General features: G+C 58.4%; 15 protein-coding genes. 4 read left to right on the top strand and 11 right to left on the bottom strand.

All coding sequences use genetic code 11. The annotated features are described in order from the left end of the window. On the top strand, positions 1–852 hold the full coding sequence (locus ABCR88_RS00950; protein WP_015633705.1) for a hypothetical protein: 852 nt from the start codon (positions 1–3) through the stop codon (positions 850–852). After that, positions 836–1,300: a hypothetical protein gene (locus tag ABCR88_RS00945; protein ID WP_325985409.1), complete on the top strand. Its 465-nt coding sequence runs from the start codon at positions 836–838 to the stop codon at positions 1,298–1,300. Before ABCR88_RS00950 ends, ABCR88_RS00945 begins: the two co-directional genes overlap by 17 nt. A gap of 17 nt (positions 1,301–1,317) precedes the next feature. On the opposite strand, the gene ABCR88_RS00940 is transcribed toward ABCR88_RS00945, so the two are convergent. The 7 genes from ABCR88_RS00940 to ABCR88_RS00910 all read right to left on the bottom strand — a co-directional run bounded on the left by ABCR88_RS00940 (position 1,318) and on the right by ABCR88_RS00910 (position 5,999). Beyond that, a complete protein-coding gene (locus ABCR88_RS00940; RefSeq protein WP_011058556.1) occupies positions 1,318–1,503 on the bottom strand; it encodes a hypothetical protein in 186 nt (61 codons plus the stop codon). 72 nt (positions 1,504–1,575) lie between these two features. Beyond that, on the bottom strand, positions 1,576–2,259 hold the full coding sequence (locus tag ABCR88_RS00935; protein ID WP_077933180.1) for a hypothetical protein: 684 nt from the start codon (positions 2,257–2,259) through the stop codon (positions 1,576–1,578). Further along, positions 2,256–2,837: an RNA polymerase sigma factor gene (locus ABCR88_RS00930; protein WP_350403979.1), complete on the bottom strand. Its 582-nt coding sequence runs from the start codon at positions 2,835–2,837 to the stop codon at positions 2,256–2,258. Before ABCR88_RS00930 ends, ABCR88_RS00935 begins: the two co-directional genes overlap by 4 nt. 37 nt (positions 2,838–2,874) lie before the next feature. Beyond that, on the bottom strand, positions 2,875–4,608 hold the full coding sequence (locus tag ABCR88_RS00925) for a VWA domain-containing protein (protein ID WP_350403977.1): 1,734 nt from the start codon (positions 4,606–4,608) through the stop codon (positions 2,875–2,877). A gap of 88 nt (positions 4,609–4,696) precedes the next feature. Then, entirely contained in the window at positions 4,697–5,257 is a 561-nt protein-coding gene (locus tag ABCR88_RS00920; protein WP_350403976.1) for a YbhB/YbcL family Raf kinase inhibitor-like protein, read from the bottom strand. A 222-nt stretch (positions 5,258–5,479) separates the two neighbouring features. After that, positions 5,480–5,743, bottom strand: a complete 264-nt coding sequence (locus tag ABCR88_RS00915; RefSeq protein WP_350403975.1) for a BrnA antitoxin family protein — start codon at positions 5,741–5,743, stop codon at positions 5,480–5,482. Then, positions 5,721–5,999: a BrnT family toxin gene (locus ABCR88_RS00910; RefSeq protein ID WP_350403974.1), complete on the bottom strand. Its 279-nt coding sequence runs from the start codon at positions 5,997–5,999 to the stop codon at positions 5,721–5,723. Before ABCR88_RS00910 ends, ABCR88_RS00915 begins: the two co-directional genes overlap by 23 nt. 420 nt (positions 6,000–6,419) lie before the next feature. Here ABCR88_RS00910 and ABCR88_RS00905 point away from each other — a divergent pair, with 420 nt between their 5' ends. Together ABCR88_RS00905 and ABCR88_RS00900 are read left to right on the top strand one after the other, a co-directional pair. Continuing rightward, a complete protein-coding gene (locus ABCR88_RS00905) occupies positions 6,420–6,689 on the top strand; it encodes a hypothetical protein (RefSeq protein ID WP_350403973.1) in 270 nt (89 codons plus the stop codon). A gap of 48 nt (positions 6,690–6,737) precedes the next feature. Next, positions 6,738–7,328 carry a DUF4291 domain-containing protein gene (locus ABCR88_RS00900; RefSeq protein WP_350403971.1) on the top strand — a complete coding sequence of 197 codons (591 nt, stop codon included), beginning with the start codon at positions 6,738–6,740 and terminating at the stop codon, positions 7,326–7,328. Positions 7,329–7,414: 86 nt separating this feature from the next. Here the strand turns inward: ABCR88_RS00900 and ABCR88_RS00895 are convergent, their stop codons facing one another. From ABCR88_RS00895 to ABCR88_RS00880, 4 genes are all read right to left on the bottom strand, one after another. Next, positions 7,415–7,780: a hypothetical protein gene (locus ABCR88_RS00895; protein WP_141679917.1), complete on the bottom strand. Its 366-nt coding sequence runs from the start codon at positions 7,778–7,780 to the stop codon at positions 7,415–7,417. Between the two features lie 53 nt (positions 7,781–7,833). Beyond that, complete coding sequence (locus ABCR88_RS00890) at positions 7,834–7,992, bottom strand: hypothetical protein (protein ID WP_350403970.1); 159 nt, start codon at positions 7,990–7,992, stop codon at positions 7,834–7,836. A 573-nt stretch (positions 7,993–8,565) separates the two neighbouring features. Continuing rightward, the gene (locus ABCR88_RS00885; protein WP_141679916.1) at positions 8,566–8,910 is read right to left on the bottom strand and encodes a hypothetical protein; all 345 of its coding nucleotides are present in this window, start codon (positions 8,908–8,910) and stop codon (positions 8,566–8,568) included. Between the two features lie 1,042 nt (positions 8,911–9,952). Next, the gene (locus ABCR88_RS00880) at positions 9,953–17,230 is read right to left on the bottom strand and encodes a hemagglutinin repeat-containing protein (protein ID WP_350403969.1); all 7,278 of its coding nucleotides are present in this window, start codon (positions 17,228–17,230) and stop codon (positions 9,953–9,955) included. Positions 17,231–17,425 lie beyond the last annotated feature (195 nt).

The following is a 17,425-nucleotide window of genomic DNA, read 5'->3' as shown; positions in this document are numbered from 1 at the left end:
ATGCTGCGCCATCCCCTGCACAATCAACCCTTCGAGCCCCAGATACGCGACTGGGTCACCTGGTTCATGGGCTATGACATGCCCCCGGCCCTGGATGCCGAACTGAACCGCTACAACCCCAATGACCCGGACGACCGCGAATACCTGGTCCGCCACTACGGCCTGATGCGCCACGGTTCCCGGGAAAATTTCCGGCATCGACAGCGCCTGGTGGAGGTGCTGCAAGCGGCCCTGGATGACCCGGACTACGACTTCGAACAGATCTGGGAGCCCATCGAGGACGACTACGAATACGATCAGTGGCCCAGCAACTGGCCAGGGGTGATCGACAACAGCCGGGACCTTTTCCAGCGCCTGCTGAACGCGGCACGGGAGCGCTGGCAGGAAGACCTGGTCCGCGCGCAATTGCCTTCGCTGGCAGAGTGCCGGGCAATCCCGCACCGTGAGCGTTTCGGCGGGGATTGGCTGTTCGGCATCGACAACCCTGAAGCCTGGCGGGCCGAGTTCGATGTGACCGCCACGCCCTATGACCTGGAGACCCAGGGCCCGCAGTTCCAGGGCGAGCAACTGAGCCTGCACCTGAGCGGTGAACTGCCGCGCTTGTCTGTGCCTGCCAGCTGGCCGGTGATCGAGGCGGCGACCCACTGCAGTTTCGTGCTCAAGGTCCAGGGCATCAGCGAACTGGCGGTCAGCGGCACGCGCTTCGACGGGCGCATGCGCACCCAGCTCACTCGCCTGGGCCCCGGTTATCACCTGCGCCTGGAAATCGGCTTCGATTGCGTGATCGAATGCGTGGCGTTATCTGTGAGCATCGCCGACGTCAAGGGAACACCCGATGAAAAGCAACTTTGAAGTGGCTCTGGAGCGCGAGGAAGTGCTGCAGTTCTTTCGCGGCCAGGGCCAGTACCTGACCCGGGACGGCGATTGGGACGAGCACCTGTACTGCATCAATTGGCCGGGGATCTTCGCCTACTTGCGGGACAATGCCGACGGCGCACAGCAACTGAGTGCCAGCTTCGAGCGCTACGCGTACAGCGTCGAGGAAAGCATTGAGGACTGTTTCGGCCTGCGGGAAAACCTGTTCTGCTACTACTCGACCCGAGCCCGCTGGACGCCCGAGAGTGTCGACCTGCTGGGGCAATTGCCGGAGCCCTGCCGGCGGCGGATCGTGCAGCGCCTGAGCTGGTATCGCTGGCAAGTGGAAAACCACGCCCGGCTGCTGCCGGAACGGGCCCGGCGCATGACCGCGGACGGTGCCTGCGCCGAGTTCATCGAGTTGCCCGCCACCCCCTACGCCTGAGCGCTGGGGCTGCCGGATCACTCCTCCTCGACGGCGTCGGAGTGCGGGGCCGCCTGATCGTCTTCGTCGTCGGCCTGCTGATCGAGGTCCTCGCCCTCTTCAAGGCCAAAGTCCTTGCGGCTTTCCTTGATGGCCTGGCGCAGCTCCGCGCCCTTGATCGGGCAGTTCAACATTGCAGCAATACGGTCGATGCGGGGTGCCATGACCGGCCTCTCACTTTCTGGAAACTGGGCAGATAGTGCGCGTTTTCCGCTGTGACAGCCAACCCCCGCACCTTATTGACGACGCAAGGCTTGCAGGCGCGCGTCCAGATCCTCCTGTGGATAAGTTTCCTGCAGCTGGAGCAGCAGCTCGGCCGCCGCGCGGTTCTGGCCCTCGTCCCATAGACGCAGCACTGTCTGCAGTTGCTCATTCAATCGCTTGATCGCCCGGGGCGCGGCCGGCGCCGACATGCGCTTGGCCAGCTTGCTCGACTCGGCCCTGGGCTTGGCCATCGCAGGTGGCGCTGCATCAGCGGACGCTTCCATCTCCGGCGCCGCGGCAAAACTGCCGACAGGGGCCGCCGGAGCGATGGGCGAAGGGGCAGCCGGCTCAGGGACGCTCAAGGCCCCGGCCAGCTCGGCGGAACGTGGCGCCGCCTGGCGTGCCATGGGCGCAGCTGGGGCTGGAGCGGGCGCAGGGACAAAGGCCTGCTCTTGTGGATAGTGCTCCGGGGAAGGGCGCAGCAAACCGATGACCAGCGCCACGCCAAACAGACTGGCAAAAGCCAGTTGATAACGCGGCCGCAGGCAGGCCTGCATCCAGCGTTGCCAGAAGCCGGGCTTGGGCGCCGGGGCTTCGCGGCGGGCAGTGGCCAGGATCAGGGCATCCAGATGGGCCGGTGGTTCCTGGGTACTGTGTTGGCGGATATGCGCCAGCATCTGCTCTTCGGGGGTTGGGGTCTGTCGGGCGTCAGTCATGTGAGTACCTCCTCGGCCAGGAGCCGACGCAATTTTTTCAACGCATAGCGGAAACGGCTTTTCACCGTTTCCAGGGGAGCCTGGGTCAGGCTGGCGATTTCTGGCAGTTCCAGGTCGCCGTGGGCCCGCAGCAGGAACACCTCGCGCTGGTCTTCGGGCAGGTCCTGCAGGGCGGCTTCGATACGCTGCTGGTCGCGGCACAGGCTCAGTTGCTGTTCGGGGCCGGGGGCTTGGTCGGCTTCACCGTGCAGTTGTTCGTCATAGCTGTCGTGCAACGGGTTGCGCTGGCCGTGCTTGCGCCAGTGGTCGATCAAGCGGTTGCGGGCAATCTGGTACAACCAGGTCCGGAAGCTGGCCCGGCCCTCGGGCTGGCTGGTGCTGCGGATCAGGCTGAGCCAGGTTTCCTGGTAGACCTCATCCGCCAGCTCGGCCTTGCCGCACAGGCTCAGCACAAAGCGATACAAGCCCTGGCGATGGCGCTGGTAAAGCACCTCGAAGGCCGCGGTTTCTCCGGCACGGTAACGCGCCAGCAGCGTTTCATCGCTGCTGGCGTCGCTGGTGGATTGGGCAGCAGACATAGGGCGGTTGAACTCCTGTTCACTGCGGGTCTGAGGTCTACTCAAGGCGGCTCTGCACTTGGCTCATGTCCACGGGCTGCGCCGCCTGGGCTTTCGGCGCCTGAGTTTGCAGGCTTTGCGCCAGCTCCACCAGCTGTACGAACTCGCCTCGCAGGCCGTAAGGGTCGGCACCCTTGGCGCCCTGGGCCAGCTTGACCGTGTCGGCCAGGCTGAAGTTGCCGGTGTAGCGGCCGTCCTTGAGCTGCTGGGAGAACGCCGCCACGGCTGCGGCGAAGCGCAGGTCGGGGCTGGCCGCCGCCAGGCTGCCGGGCTGCTGGGCACTGATGGGCCGTTCGATCAGGCGGCTGCTGCCGCCTTCCGGCGCCTTGTAGCGCAGCCGCAGCATGGCCAGTTCGCCCTGCTTGCCACTCTGTTGCGGCGCCTTGGCCTGGGCATAACGCAGCGGCTCCAACCAGCCCTTCTCGCCAGCCGGGACAATTTCATACAACGCGGTAACCGTATGCCCTGCACCGATTTCCCCGGCGTCGACCTTGTCGTTGCTGAAGTCTTCTCGCTTGAGTGCACGGTTCTCATAACCCAGCAGGCGGTATTCGCTGACCTGGGCCGGGTTGAACTCCACTTGCAGCTTCACGTCCTTGGCCACCACCGCCAGGGTCGAGCTGAGCTGGTCCACCAGAACCTTGCGCGCTTCGCGCAGGTTGTCGATGTAGGCGTAGTTGCCGTCACCGGCATCGGCCAGTTGCTCCATCAGGTGCTCGTTGTAGTTATCCACACCGAACCCCAGGGTGGTCAGGGAGACACCACTCTTGCGCTTTTCGGCGGCCATGGCCTTGAGGCTGTCGAAGTCGCTGACACCGACGTTGAAGTCGCCGTCGGTGGCCAGCAGGATGCGGTTGATGCCCTTGTCGATAAACCCCTGCTGGGCCATCTGGTAGGCCAGCTGGATACCCGAGGCGCCCGCCGTGGAACCGCCGGCGGTGAGCTGGTCGATGGCAGTGCGGATCTTCGCCTTGTCACGACCGGACGTGGGCTCCAGCACCACCCGTGATTCACCGGCGTAGACCACCAGCGACACCCGATCCTGGTCCCGCACTTGATCCACCAGCAGCTTGAGGGTGCTTTTCACCAGGGGCAGGCCTTCACGGCGATCCATGGAGCCGGAGACATCCACCAGGAACACCAGGTTGGCCGGGGCCAGCTCCGCCACCGCACGATCCGATGCCTTGATGCCGATGCGCAGCAGGCGGGTATGGGGGTTCCACGGCGACGGCGCCAGCTCGGTGGTCACGCCAAAGGGCGAGCCGTCCGTGGGCAGGGCGTAATCGTAGGGGAAGTAGTTGACCAGTTCCTCCAGGCGCACCGCGCCCTCCGGCGGCAGGCTGCCCTGGTTGAGCAAGCGGCGGACGTTGGCATAGGCACCCGTATCGACGTCGGCGCTGAAGGTCGAGACCGGTGCTTCGGCGACGCTGTGGATCGGGTTGTCCGGCAGTTTCTGGTACTGCTCCCGGGGCTCGTCGCGGTACCCGGCCACCAGCGAATCCCGTGAGCTAATGGGCGCCGGCATCGGCGCTGACAACCTCATGGGATGCACAGCGCGCTTGGCCATGGTGGCATCGGCGTGCTGCACCTCGTACTGCGGCAATGCTCCCTGGGTTGACGAGCCGGCAGCGGATTCGGGCTTGGACGACACACCACAGCCGGCAACTGCCAGCAACAGGCCGGCGGCAAAACCCTGGGCGGCCGGACGAAGGAAATGCACGGGAAGGGACATGGGGCTGACCTCGGAAAGAAATGATCCATTCCCCCCTTCAGACGAAGCCCCTGGGCGATTCGGGTTAAGCCTTCGAAAAAAATTTCACTCAGCGGGAATAGCGGCGCACCACACTGCTGTTGCGCAGTACGTGACCGTTGATCTTTTCCAGCAGTTGGGCGCGGGTCAGGCCGGCGGGCAGGGCTTCCGGCGGCAGGTCCAGGGCGTAGATCTGGATGATGTAGTGGTGCGCGCTGTCACCCACCGGCGGGCACGGGCCCATATAGGAAGTACCGTTGCGGCTGTTAAGGCCGGCCAGCCCTTCCAGGTTCGGCTTGTTGCCGGCACCGGCGGGAATCTGCCGGGTGGTGGGCTTGATGCCGTAGTGCACCCAGTGATCCACGCCCTGGCCCTTGGCCCCATCCGGGTCGTGCATGACGATGGCGTAGCTCAAGGTCCCGGTCGGGCCGGCAGTCCAGTTCAAGGCCGGGGAATTATTGTGCCCGCCACAGCCCTTGGCATCGCTGGCATTGCCCGTGGTGAACAGCCGGTCATCCGAAACCCCGGGAATGTTCAGGGTAAAACGCTCCTGGGCCTGCACGGGCAAGTGCAGGCACAGCAACGCGGCACCAACGGCCAGCCAAGTATTGCAGGAGGCAAAGCGAGACATACGAAAGCACCTTTTTGCGGATGAGTTCAGGGTGATCACAAGACTATAGCCTGCACGAAAGAGCGCACTCCTTCGCACCAGGCAAGGGAGCAGATTGAGCTTGAGGACGGGGGTAGTTGTAAATGAATATTTCAGACAGGAATCGCAATGGCGACCACCCTCCACGGCCGGCCGGAAAGAGCGGCGGGCCATCCGCCCGCCTCCTGAAATGATGCACAGGCCTCAGTCCCGGTGGGCCTGCATGTACTGACGCAGCAATTGGTTGATCCGCGTCTGGTAACCCGCGCCCTGGCCCTTGAACCACTCCAGCACATCGGCGTCCAGGCGAATGGTCACGGCCTTCTTGCCCGGCAGGTGCACCTCGGCGCGGCGAAAGAAATCGTCATCAAGCTCGGGAATATCAGAAGTATCGATGCCCTGGTCATCGGTTTTCGCCAGGCGATCCCAGTCAGTTTTCGATCCGTCAGTTTTCGATCCGTTGGACATAGTATTTAGCCTCCCGCTTAGTGGCTTTTCGCGCCGAGATGATGCGCACCGCATGACCCCGCCGCTCGGTATGGACCACCACGCCCACCAGGGCCCTGATCCAACCGAGGCTGACCCAGCGCTCCTCGCCGTAGTCCAGGCGCTCATCGCGCAACGACAGCACCGGGCGCTGGAACATCAGCACCGCATCGTTGAAATCGATGCCGTGCTTGAGCAGGTTGGCGTGGTTCTTGGCCTCGGCCCATGCAACGTACATGAGCAATTCCGTATTTACAAATGTACATACAGGCTAGCCGGCCGTTCGCCAAAAGCGCCCTGGCTAAACACCTGGAAATACAGTCGCAAGCGGGATGGATGTGTACGGAAAAAGCCCTACAACGCTCTCGGAAAAGACGCCACCACACTTGCCTTGCACCCTCGCAAGCCCGCGGCTTATAGTCCGGCCGTCGCCCATATGGCGATACAGGTTTGGCGACCTGGCAATAGAGAATGCAAACAACCTGCTTGCAGGTTTTTTTGCGCCCGCATGATTGCTCTATGGCGGTTGTGCGTGGGAGACCTTCGGGTCTGTCGGTTTTCTCTATTGCCGGCTCGCCAACCTGCGCACAACTGCCACCTATTGTTTGGCGACGGTAAGTGGACAGCCGCTCAACTAACGGAATAGAGAGAACTGATCATGAACCGCTACATGCCGATCACCGGCCACGACTGCCTGATTCCTTCCCTGCTGATCGACACCCAGGCGCCCATCGATGTGCTGCACGACGCCGCAGCCTTTCGCATCCGCGCCGCGACTCAACTGCTGGAGCACTTCGCCGCCGAGCCCCTGCGCAGCGAAGCGGTGGTACTGCAGGAGCTGACCCTGGTGTGCAGCATCCTGCTGCGCGATGGCTGTGATCTGCTGGATGTGACATCACGGCGCCTGCAACCGCAGGCCGAACTCTAAACACCCCAGGGCGGCTTCCCGGCCGCCCGCTCTTCATAAGGAAATGCCATGCATAAACCCCCGACAGAACACCTCCAGCGCCAGATTCGCGCGCTCTACGACGCCGACACCATCCGCGTCTACCAAGCCTATTCCGACAGCATCGCCGACGCCGCCCTGGCCCACGGCACCTTCGTCTCCCCACCCTTCAAGATGGAGCGCATGACCTGGATAAAGCCGTCTTTCCTGTGGATGATGTACCGCGCCGGCTGGGGTTTTAAGGACCCCGGACAGACCCGCATCCTGGCCATCGACATCAGCCGCGAAGGCTTCGAATGGGCCCTGGCCAACGGTTGCCTGAGCCATGTCGACGAGTCCATGAGCAAGGAAGAGTGGTTGAAGTTGAAAGACCAGTCGCCGGTGCGGATTCAGTGGGACCCGGAACGGGATCTGTACCTGCGGCCCCAGGAACATCGGGCCATTCAGATTGGCCTGAGCAAGGAGGCCGTGCAGTTGTATGTGAACCAGTGGATCAAGCGCATCACCGACGTCACGCCCCTGGCTCACGAGATTCATCGACTAATTCAGGAAGGAGACTTGGAAGGAGCCAGCAGGCTGCTTCCGCAGGAGCGGGAGTACTCTATGGGGTTTGATGTATAACCTGCACTTTCGGAAGTTGCAGCTAAGTTACTGGAAGAACTCACTCATTCACCTTAGAGGCTTAGCAAACAACAATCGTCATCTGATCAATCCCACTTAAAATCAGGTGTGATGGTACATAAAACCCCTGCGTGACCAAGCATTTTCCTGACCCGCGAGACCTCAACAGCCTGCCCGGAGAACAGAAGAAATTGGCCTTTCTGCAGTGCTTTTCTGGACATCAAAAAATTATAACCTGCCACCTCGGATACAACTCGCACATGTGCTTCGCTTTTATAATTACCGCTACAAAAAATTTTATATTCTCGCTCATCGATTTTAATGTCTGAAATATGTGTAGTAACCAAGGACCAGCCACAACCGGAACACCTTAACCCTTGGGTAGAACCCTCGTTAAACACATCGAGCTGTTCTTCACACGATGTACATATTAGAGGAGATACTTCTTTCATCATGGCTTACCAGATTAAAACACTTTGAAAACCGTGGATTACTAGGAAATCATCTACTGCTCAACGGTCACCAGTTCCTTTAAAGAAACACAAAAGTCATCTACCGCTAAAAAATCAATACCAGCCTCGAACCCAAAATATACATTCGAAGATTCTTCGCAACTACTTCCAAGGTTAAATAAAAAACCTATGGAAAAGTATCCATCTTCCATGCTTTCAGCCTCCCCGGCCATGAACCTTATTTGAAAGTCGCTTTCCAAAGGCATATAAACCAGTGACTCATTAACCTGATTAGTAAGCACTGACAATTTATGCCTATAGAAATAATCAACAAGCCTATTTATATCATCAAAATTCAAACTACAAAAGAAATCAGCCGGTAAACAGCCAGAATATTTATCATACCAAATACTGACAATATCGAAGTCAAAAAAAACTATCCTTAGCCTTCATATTTTTGACAATAAACTCTAACACTCCCGCCTCTGTCTTAAGTTTAATGCTCATGCTACATCTCACTTAAAAATGCAAAATACATGCATACATATCTCTGTACCACGCGCGATTACACCATAATATATTTTCTTCTTCACTCTAAAAACTCATCACTTACGTGACTCTTACTTAATATATAGCCCACTATGATCCGAAGGCTGACAAACTAGAAAAAACAAACTTGATGCAGGTCACAGCAGAGCTTTTTTTCAAACCTTATTTCAATCTTGAAAAAATCAAAGACTCAGGAGTTAGTGAAAAATCATCTGAGTCATCATGCAGCCCATGAGCTATCCTTCACCTACAATGACTTTTCGCAACCCAACTAAAGCAGTTCTTATCAACTTAACTTCATAGTCCGCATTCAAAGTTATCTTTACGCCTGCCAGCATCGAGCTCAATTTCTCTTTCGGATAAACATCCGCCATTGAATACAACTCTTGGATCACCCTATCAATCAAGCCTACAACTACATCAGCATACTCTTGGCTTTTCAGAAATTTATCTAGCTGCAGATCAATACAACCAGGGCCGCCATACGAAATCGAATCGACCCAAGAATCAAACATATAGTCCAATGCTTCCGAGCTTACATATTTTCCGGACTCTATTACTAGAAAGCAGGCAATACTCAAGTCCAGATCATGAATCCGCGTAAACTGCCCAGAAAACTCTAAATTCGAATAAGCCAAATCAAACTCTCACTCATTGTAAGTATGAAACAGAGCCCTGCCATCTTGGGATTCTTTATTCCGTTCTAATAAACCCAAGCCACCCTACACCAACAACCAGGTAACTAGTCAGAAGATTTTCAACATCAGCCTCTTCGGAAAACTAGAAATTTCCGATACATAAAGGAAATTCTACAAACTCTTGTCGATGCAACTTAAATACTAGACGATGCATGTTTTTTGCATCCCCAACATTTCTATGCAGAATTTTCTGCAGACTTGATTCATATTCAGCATATAACACAGCGCCTTCACATACTCTTACTTCTCTCACAAGCTTCCGCGCACCATACTTTAAAAGAATCGAATACACTCCTTTACTTTTCGCTTCGAAACCAACAACTATTAGTTTCACAAACTACTGCTCAAAAATTAAATAAGAACCCCATGTTCCTTGAGGCCATTTCATTTCCATTTTTTGCTAGTCCCTTTACACAGTTCACAAATCATCACACATCCACAACTATTCAAACCATCGACTAAAATCCAGCATCCTATTTCATTACCTCCTTCCCAAAGCTGAGCAACCACGAGCCTGTTGAGCTCAGCGCATAAAAAATCCCAATATTTCCGTTTCAACATAAGAGCAAGTCTTCTTACGAGAGCCAGACCATCTAACTTCTAAAAAACAAAACAACTTCTTTTGTCCTCCGTCTCATAACGCCAAGATTTTATAATGCCCTCTTTTGAGACAAGTATTGAGTAACGACAATCCATAAGCCACGTAATGTAGTAGCGCTTTTCACCTGCCTCTTCATCCAAAACTTTATCAAAAGCTGCATTCTTATTGCTGGGCGACCAATATTGATGCAAACAATCTGGCAGGCATCTAGGGGGCCAAAAGTGCGACTCAAACGGAGTACCAACCAACCCATTGGTAGCACTAACCCAAGTCGAATAAAAAGGTGACGAGCATCCTATAGCAAAGAGACAGACCAAAAATACATTAATTATTTTTTTCATCTTTCCTCACTGCATCAGTTAGAGGCCTATATTTATCAATGATTGCCCCGTAATTGACTATTAATGCGGGCGGCATACTACCAATATTTTCAAAAATACTCATATCAGGCTTTTCGCCTAAAGAACCTCCCAGTTGCCAGCTCAACTTTTTCAGCTCGATCAGTCTATTCATCCAAGTATCATGTAAAGTCGCAAATGCATTAACACCAGGAACATTACTTAAAAAATTACTAAGAGGCATTCCGTGACAAATAGCCAACAAGGAAGTACACGTTTGATTTAGACCAACATTATTTCCTTCTCGCTCTATTCCACTGACAGTAACGCGCGGCACAAGCCCCCCATCTAGCTCTTGAAAAACATTGCTTCCAGGTCTCTCCACCCCAGGCCTAACATCCGGGTCTCGACCCGCCGAATACTGATACAACTCCATCAACGCCCCAGTCGCAGCAATACTCAACCAAGTGTTTTTGTCCTTACCACTCAACGCACCCTTCAACGCTGTATTAGCCGCATAGGCCTTCAATCGTCCAGCATAATCGTCGCCATATAGATAGTTACCTTCCTTAGTTAAAGTCCTCCCCATTTCATTGGTAAAGGCCGCGCCGAAACCGGCGATCACCGCACCGGTTGCATAGCCTTTCAAGCTATTTTCACTGAATACATCCTTCGCAACATTGCCCAGGTTGCCCTTGTTGTTGATGGTGCTGGCCGCAGCCGTGCCCGCCATCGAGGACAGCGCGGTAGTAGCCATCGCATTGCCCCAACCCGCAGCAACAAAGGTGCCCGCTGAGGCCCCGGCAGTTGAAATGCCACCCGCCGCCATGGCTGTTCCGCTACCTGCCGAGCCCACACCCGCAAATGTTGTACCCAGCGCCCCACTCGCGGCCCCTGCGGTCAATGCCGCGACCACGATAACAATCGCCAGCATGGCTCCTTGACCAAGCCCGGAGTGACTGTATTTGAAGCTGTCATGAATCTCCTGCACCTTGCGCCAGTCCACATCTCCTCGCTGCTCTGCCTCCTTGAGCCAGGCCAGTTGCGGGTCGGCCTTGACCATCGCGTCAATGCTCTGGCTGATGGTGCCCTGGTCGATCTGCTTGATATCGATCTTCAGTCCATCCAGGGCCTTGATCGCTACCTTGCCTTGAGCTACCAACGCTGTCTGGCGCAAGGTCTCATCGGTGTTGCCCTTCCCTTTGGCGCTGGTCCAGGCCAGGCTATTGTTGCTCTTCTCATGACTCTCTTGATGCAGGTCCTTCACCCCTTCAAAGGTGATGGCTGTACCGCTATCCAGGGTGATGTCCTTGTCACTCTCCAATTTGGCGACCTGATACTTCTGATCGCCACCACTCACCAGAGTCAAATTACCACCCGTACTGATTTCGCTGCCCACATGGGTAACCTGAGTGACCTCATCGCGCTGGGTCTTCTTGCTACCCCAACTACCCTTTTTCTTCATGTCATACAGCGAGTAATTGCTGTCTTGAGCCGCCAGCAGATTCAGTTGGTCAGCGGCCACCAGATAAGCTTCATCCCCGGCTGTCACACGGCTGGAGATCAAGGTCAGATCCTCACCCGCAGTCAGCGAAACATCTCCCCCCGCCGTCACCGTGGAAGCAACCTGTTTGACATGATCTTCCTGGCTTTTGACCTTTTTGGTCTTGCTGTAGAAGTGCGTTTCATTGGCCGCCGAAACCAGGTTCAGATTCTCGGTGGCCACCATCGCCACATCGCGCTTGGCTTCGATCTGGCTGGCGATGGCGGTGATGTCGCGCCCGGCGCTGATGGCCAGGTCGCGACCGGCCTGCAGGCTGGAGCCGTTCTGGGTCACGGTGTGGTCGTTGTAGCGCACGCCGCGGTCGTTGCTGACCACCTGTTGCACTGAGGTCAGGTTGATGTCGCGCCCAGCTTTGAGACCGATATCGGCACCGCTTTTGAGTACACCACCGTCGTTGTTGATATCGCGCCCGGCACTGATCACCAGGCTGTTCGCCGCTTCTACCCGGGCGGCGTTGTCGACGAAGTCGCGCTGCTGGGCGTAGCTGCCGTTGCTGCTCTGGTGCGAGGTCAGGGTGCGCTCGTTGATGACGTCGCCCCGGGTTACGGCGAGGCTCACGTCACGCCCGGCGATGATGCCGCCAGCCTTGTTCACCAGGTCGTTGCCGGCCAGCAGGTCGAGGCGGTTGCCGGCTTCCACCAGGCCGCTGTTGACCAGGTTCTGCCCGGCCTGGGCCGACAGGTTGTGGGTCGCGCGCAGGGTGCCGACGTTGTTAAGGTCCTCCTGGCCGGCGATCAGGTTGACGTCGCTGCCGGCGATCAAGGCGCCGTTGGGCGCCAGTCGGTTCTTGGCCTGGGCCAGGTACAGCATGGGCACCAGCACTTGTTCGCCGTTCACTTCATGGCTTTCCAGCCAGACGATGTCGTGGGTCAGGGCCGCCACCTGCTCGGAGGTCAGGGTCACGCCCACCGACAGGTTGAGCTGTTGCCGGCTTTGAATGGCGTTGTCCATCAGGTACTTGAACAGCTGTTCGTCGCTGTTCTGGCCGTCGATAAAACGCTGGCCGGTACGGGCTTGTACCGCTTGTTGAATCAGCTTCTGCTCGTAGAAGCCATCCCCCAGGCGTTTGGCGCTGTCGTCTGGGTTGTAACCGAGGCTGGACAGCAGGTAGTCCGAGCTCATGAACTGCTTGAGGTCGGTGAGTACCGGGTTGGTTTCTATCAGGTACTTGTGCGGCCGGGTAAGGTTCGCGGCATCCGGCAGGCCGGCGATCTGCGCCGGAGCTGGTGTGGCGCTGCTGCTCTGACCACTGAGGCGGAACAGACCGTTCTGCCCAGCGGGCAGACTAAAGCCAGGCAGGGCCAGGGGGTTGACCTGTTGCTGGGTCAGGTCTGGGGGCAGTTGCGGGCTGAGGCTGATGCGAGTAGCGAAGGCAGTACCCGGTACTTGGGTATCGGTACGCGCACCGCTGCTGACATAGGTGTAACCCGGACGGACCACGCTGCTGTCGAAGCCATTGCCGGCCTGGATGCTCACCGCTCCCCCGGCCTGGATCACTGCGGCATAGCTTTGATCACCACCGGCGAGTTTTTTCGTCGTCCCCAGGCCGACCCACTCACGTTCGGTCATGCCGATAAAACCAGCCAGCGCGCCTTCCAGACCACCCAGGTCATCAGGCGTATAACCCGCACTCTGGAACCAGTATCGGTTGGTGACAGCGTTAGCGACGTTGTACCAGGCACTGGCATTTTTGGTCCGCGCCGACATGAACACCCGGGTGGTTTCGGTCTCGCCGGTTTCCACGCCGCTGTGGGTCAGGTTGTTGACCGTGGCCACCAGGTTGCCGGCCGCGCTGATACTGCTGCTCTGGTTCAGCAGGTCGCCGGCGTTGATATTCAGGTTGACGCCAGCGGCAATGCTCGACGCCGCACTCGCTTCGGTGACTTCGAATTTGTCGCGCTGAACGATCTCCCACACGTGATTGCGTTTGCCGCCACAGTCACCGGCGTTGTAGCCCTCGATGCAGGCGACTTCAGCGATTCTGGCGGTGTAGATGCCGCCGTTGTTGGTAGCCAGCACATCGCGCATGTTCTCAAGGGTGCTGGCTGCAAGCGTCATGGAACCATCGCTTTGCAGGGTGCCGGAACGGTTGGCGATGCGGCTGGCCAGAGCCCCCTGACCATCGCGATCGATCGTCAGATGACCGAGGCTGTAAACGTTGCCGTAGCTGTTGGTCAGGGTGTCGACCCGCAGCCCCATGTCGTCGCCACTGAACACCAGCCCGTGATCATTGAGCAGGCCGCCGGTGCTCAAGGTCAGGTTCTGGGCAGCCGCAAGGGTGCCCTGATTGTTGATGCCACCCGCGTCGAGCGTGAGCCCGGCCGCAGCGCTCAGGCGCCCTGCGTTGTTCAACTGGCCGAACACCGAGACTGTGGTGTTGCCGCCGCCAGCAATACTGGCACTGTCTGCCAGATCCACTTGGGCAGCTTTTAGGTCCAGTTGCCCAAAGCTGCTGAGTCGGCCCTTGCTGCTGTAATGACCACTGAGGTCGATATTGACGCCTGCATCACTGCCGATCAGGCCGTCATTGATCCAGTTCACGCCGCTGCCTATCAGGCCATTGCCGGCTAGGAGCTGGCCCGTACGGGCCTGGGTCAGGTGGTTGACGTTGACTGTCAGTTTCCTGGCCTGGATCGAGCTGCTGTTGGTCCAGCGTTCGCCTTCCAGGGTCAGCTGGCCGGCGGTTTTCAGGCGCCCGCCCACATCCTCGAGGTTGGCCATGGACAGGCCGAACAGGCCGTTGCCGCTGTGCAGCACGCTGCCGCCACGGTTGTTGAAGCTGCGAGCGTCGAAGGCCAGGTTTTGGTTGGCGGTTTCCAGGGAGCCATCGCGGTTGTCGAACAATCCGCCGAGCTCCAGCCGTGTATCGCCACCGTCTCCCAGGGCGCGCAATTGGCCGGTCTGATTGTCGAGGCTGGCGGCCTTGATCGTCAGGCTGCTGTCGCTTTCGATGATGCCCTTGTGGTTATTCAGAGCGCCGCTGAGGTCGAAATTAATCTGCTGGCCGGCGATTTGCCCGTTGTTGCCACTGTTGTCGAAATGGCCACCGCTAACTTTGACAAGGCCCTTGGCGTAGAGGCCACCGTTGCGGTTATCGAAATCGCCGGTGGTGATCAGCGCATCGCCGCTTTGCGCGGAAATCCGCCCGCCGTCGTTGTCTATGCCAGCCAGGGCCTTGAGGGTCAGGCGCTGGGCCTGGGTCACGCCGCCCTGGCGGTTGTTGCTCGGGTCGTAGCCGTTTTTCAGCACGCCGCGAAGATCGGCGATCATCGCGCCTTGCACGCTAGAAAGCACACCCCCACGGTTATCCAAGTGGCCGGCGCCAATGTTCAGGTTACCGTTCCTGGCCAGGATGCGACCACTCTGGTTGTCGATGTCGCCGGTGCTCAGGTTCAGAGCGCCTTGGCTCTGCAGGGTGCCCTTGCCATTGGTGAGGCTCCCGGCCTGAACGTGCAGGCCGCCGGTCTGGCTGTAGATCAAGCCATCACCGCTGTTCTGCAGTGCGCCGTCCAGGGTCAGGCTCAATGGGTCGTTGGCCATCAAGGTCCCACGGTCACGATTGTCCAGACTGGCAGCGAACAGGCTCAGCAGGCTCTGGCTGGCCATCTGGCCAGCCCGATTGTCGATCTGCCCAGCACGTTCGATGCGCAGCGGGCCGCCGCTGGCCAGCTTGCCGTGGGTATTGTTCAACGCGCCCAACAGATTAAGGGTGACGGCGGTTTTGCCGGTGAAAGTGCCGGTGCCATTGTCCAGGTCGGTGCCGGTAAAGGTCAGGTCACCCGCGGCGTCAAGGGTGCCGCCGTTGTTGCCCAGGGTCATGGCCCGCAAGGTCAGGGTCGCGGCGCTGTCGATGGAGCCGCCCTGGCTGTTGTCCAGCCGGTCGCTGAGTTTGAGGCTCTGTGCACCCGCGCTGGAGATCACGCCCTTGAGGCTGTTGTCGAGGCTCGCGGCCTTGACGTCCAAGGCCTGCTGGCTGACCAGTCCACCGCCCTGGCTGTTGTTCAAGGCGTCGCTGAGGGTGATGTCGACACCGCCCTTGAGGCTGGAGACGGTGCCTTTGTTGCTGTTGTTCAGGCCGGTGCCCTTGAGGGTCAGGCCCTGCCAGCCCGACAGCAGCCCACCCTGGTTGTCCAGTTCCGCAGTACCGGTAATCTCCAGGGTCTGTTGCGCCAGTACCACGCCGGTGAGGTTGTCCATGCCGGCCAGCACCAGGGTGCTGCTGCCCTGGCTCGACAGCTCGCCGCCGCTGTTGCCCAAGTGGCCGAGGGTGGCATTGAGGGACTGCTGGCTCTTGATCAGGCCGCCCTGGCCGTTGCGCACTTGCTCGGCATTGAGTTGCAGGCGCTCGGCGCTCAGCAGCTTGCCCTGATGGCTGTTATCCAGAGTTGCGGCGCTGACCGTTACCTGGCGCTGCCCACTCAGGGTGCCGCCTTGGTTGTTCAGAGTCTGGGTGGTCGTGACCGTCAAATCACGGCTGGCCACCACGCTCTTGCCGCTGTTGTTCAGGTTTTGCGCCGTCAGGGTGACATCGCCATTCGGGTTGCGGCTGTTGTCGAGGTTGACCCCGGCTTCGATGATGCCGTGGTTGTTCAGTTGCCCGCCGCTGCCCAGATTGATGCTGTTGGCCGCCGCCAGGGTGCTGTGGTTGTTCAGGTCGTCTTGAGTTTGCACCTTGAGCTCGCTGCCGGCGTAGACCGCGCCCTGGGCCTCCAGGCTGCCGGCCTTGATCGCCACCGCGCCCTTCTCGGCAGTGGCGTCCGCCATGCGCAACTGGCCGTTGGCATCCAGTTGGATATCACCGCCACTGGCGATCAGCTTGCCGTCGAGCTTGACCCCCACCCCGGCCTCGGTGCCCACCAGTTTGATCGCCCCGGCATACATGCCGCCCAGGGCTGATGAGTCGATCGCCAGTTGCGGCGCATCCGCCGGGTTGGCGGTGCGGGCCGTGGCGTTCAAGGTCTTGGCGTCGACGTCGTTGGCCCCGGCGATCACCGTCAGGTGCCTGGCCTGGATCTCGGCGTTGATCTTGGCGCTGCGGGTGATGATTTCGAACTGGTCGATATTGCTCGCGTTGAGGCCCGCGCCTTCGATGGCGACGCTGCCCTGGTCCACCTGGTAACGCTGGACCTGGCCGCTCTCGATCACCGGCTTGCCGGTGGTCAGGGTGGCTTTCGGGGTGTTGATGAAGCCGCAGCCGTTGCAGCTCACGCCGTAGGGGTTGGCAACGATGACATGGGCCGCTTGCCCGGCCACTTCGGTGTAGCCCTTGAGCTGGCTGGGGCTGCCGCCGTTGACCTCGTTGAGGATCACATTGGCCGCGCGGCCACCCAGGTTGGAGTTGCCGAGAATGATCCCGCCGAGCTGGGTTTCCTGGGTACGACCGGTGGCGTTGTTGAGGATCAGCCCCTGCTGGCCGACGTTGTAGTCGCTGAACTTGTTGTGCGACAGGCCGCTGCCATTGGGCGTGGCAATGTTGACGATGGGCACGCCATTGCCCGCCTGGCCGAGGCTGGTGCCGCTGCCGTTGACCACGATGCCGTCGGCCATCGCCACCACGGGCTGCCAGAACATCATGTTGGCCAGGATGAACGCCAGACCGCGTTTGGACAGCCCCCAGAACGTATCCCGCGCTTGCAGGGTGGCGGAAGGTTTGCGGGCCAAGGCACAGCACAACCTCATCCCGAGCGTGGAGAGAGACATATTCGATCCTTCGAAAGCGTGACGACAAGAGCTACGAAGGGCGTGACGCTAATAAGCTATTACTGCATCGTCAAATGACTGCCGAAGAATCGCCAATAACAATCAAATCAAACTTTCAAACAACTTTACGAGATAAAAAACATGCAGATCCATCATGGAGCCGCCCATTTTAAATTTTGAAATATTTAAAGGAAA

The organism is Pseudomonas sp. W17 (genome assembly GCF_040268305.1).
Taxonomy (GTDB): domain Bacteria; phylum Pseudomonadota; class Gammaproteobacteria; order Pseudomonadales; family Pseudomonadaceae; genus Aquipseudomonas; species Aquipseudomonas protegens.
Note: the sequence above shows the minus strand (reverse complement) of the source record. Positions and strands in the feature narration are given on the sequence as shown.

Coding starts and splice junctions, on each gene's coding strand:
- ABCR88_RS00900 (WP_350403971.1), top strand. CDS start 6,738: ATGCATAAACCCCCGACAGAACACCTCCAGCGCCAGATTCGCGCGCTC.
- ABCR88_RS00910 (WP_350403974.1), bottom strand. CDS start 5,999: ATGTACGTTGCATGGGCCGAGGCCAAGAACCACGCCAACCTGCTCAAG.
- ABCR88_RS00890 (WP_350403970.1), bottom strand. CDS start 7,992: ATGGAAGATGGATACTTTTCCATAGGTTTTTTATTTAACCTTGGAAGT.
- ABCR88_RS00940 (WP_011058556.1), bottom strand. CDS start 1,503: ATGGCACCCCGCATCGACCGTATTGCTGCAATGTTGAACTGCCCGATC.
- ABCR88_RS00950 (WP_015633705.1), top strand. CDS start 1: ATGCTGCGCCATCCCCTGCACAATCAACCCTTCGAGCCCCAGATACGC.
- ABCR88_RS00915 (WP_350403975.1), bottom strand. CDS start 5,743: ATGTCCAACGGATCGAAAACTGACGGATCGAAAACTGACTGGGATCGC.
- ABCR88_RS00905 (WP_350403973.1), top strand. CDS start 6,420: ATGAACCGCTACATGCCGATCACCGGCCACGACTGCCTGATTCCTTCC.
- ABCR88_RS00895 (WP_141679917.1), bottom strand. CDS start 7,780: ATGAAAGAAGTATCTCCTCTAATATGTACATCGTGTGAAGAACAGCTC.
- ABCR88_RS00920 (WP_350403976.1), bottom strand. CDS start 5,257: ATGTCTCGCTTTGCCTCCTGCAATACTTGGCTGGCCGTTGGTGCCGCG.
- ABCR88_RS00935 (WP_077933180.1), bottom strand. CDS start 2,259: ATGACTGACGCCCGACAGACCCCAACCCCCGAAGAGCAGATGCTGGCG.
- ABCR88_RS00925 (WP_350403977.1), bottom strand. CDS start 4,608: ATGTCCCTTCCCGTGCATTTCCTTCGTCCGGCCGCCCAGGGTTTTGCC.
- ABCR88_RS00880 (WP_350403969.1), bottom strand. CDS start 17,230: ATGTCTCTCTCCACGCTCGGGATGAGGTTGTGCTGTGCCTTGGCCCGC.
- ABCR88_RS00945 (WP_325985409.1), top strand. CDS start 836: ATGAAAAGCAACTTTGAAGTGGCTCTGGAGCGCGAGGAAGTGCTGCAG.
- ABCR88_RS00930 (WP_350403979.1), bottom strand. CDS start 2,837: ATGTCTGCTGCCCAATCCACCAGCGACGCCAGCAGCGATGAAACGCTG.